Annotated in this window: 1 protein-coding gene; it reads right to left on the bottom strand. The window is 33.4% G+C overall.

The window, feature by feature from the left end; translation table 11 throughout:
• Positions 1–714: 714 nt before the first annotated feature.
• On the bottom strand, positions 715–1,149 hold the full coding sequence (locus tag AB0I34_RS44155; protein WP_142422932.1) for a hypothetical protein: 435 nt from the start codon (positions 1,147–1,149) through the stop codon (positions 715–717).
• Positions 1,150–1,285: the final 136 nt, after the last annotated feature.

Raw genomic sequence — 1,285 nt, 5'->3', positions numbered from 1 at the left:
TATAAATAATAGGATTATTTATCTCTTTAATTCAGATATTGATAAATTAAATACGCATACCATAATAACCCTACAAAAAAGAACAGATCTAAAATGTTTTTATTTATTTTTCTTCTTTGATCTCCAAAGTATGGTGACCTTTTTTGCCAAAATAATTTCCTATTTTTAACATCAGAAAAAAATAATCTGAAAATTATAAATAAAACTGGAAGAGAAAAGTTTAACAGTATATAAAAAACATCTGCACAATTTTCAATTATGACATATCCTATTAAAAAAAATAATACAGCAAGAAAAATAAGTCTGTACTGAATTTTCATAGATCACCTCTACAATCAAATTTACGCTCTCTTGATAGAATTAATACTACTAATCTTAAAACAATCTGTAAATGTCATTCTGACGCCACCTTTTGTTTTCCCGCATTGATATAAGAACTGTATACTCCTTCTCCAGTGTTAAGACGTGCATATTAGATAAAACCTGACCACTTTTTGCAAAAAAATGGAAAGAGCATAAGGTAAACGCACCACTCTCATACTGAAAGTGGGAAAATAGGCTGTGCCTATTGCGTTATGAAGAAAATAAATGTGATACCACACCATAGTTTTTAGTAGTTGTCAGGGAGTTGTTGAGAGACTACAGAAGTAGTCATTTATACAAAAAGTGGTCTCTAGCTACTACTATCGATCGTCCTTTTTGAAAGACGAATTTTTACAAATACTTCGCAACAATTTCTCTATAAGTAAGCTTTTCTGAGTCTGTTTTTTCTTCTTTTGGTTTCTCCTTTTTTACATTAGGAGGTCTTTTTGCTGGTCTGTTTTTTGCTTTTTTTCTTCGGCTATTTGCCCATTTCCCTCTTTGTTGGGTCTTCACTTCTTTGTATTTTTCAGAATTTTCGAGATCAAAAATATCGACATCCATCGTTTCCGCAAAACTATTTGAATAAATTAAAAGTTCATCCAAACGGTTTAAAAGTGCACGCATTTGAATATTTTCTTTTGTCTTTAATCGATACAATTCCAAAATAATATAGCGAATTAAGGCGCTGTCAGTTGCCGAATCTTCCACCGATAACAATTCTTTTAATTCTTCTAATGCGTCTCTATGTTCAGGATCAATATAAATTTGCAGCCGTTCTTTTGTCATATCTTTTTCCTTCTTTCATTCCTCTATCGTTTCCAAATCTGCCACCATTTACGTTTACGTCGGATCGGGCGCGGGAATCACGAGGACACGATGATCGCGATTCTGTCGGTCGGGGAGCCGCGTGTGCTCGCGTTGC

The sequence above is a fragment of the Kribbella sp. NPDC050281 genome (assembly GCF_040655855.1).
Taxonomy (GTDB): domain Bacteria; phylum Actinomycetota; class Actinomycetes; order Propionibacteriales; family Kribbellaceae; genus Kribbella.
Note: the sequence above shows the minus strand (reverse complement) of the source record. Positions and strands in the feature narration are given on the sequence as shown.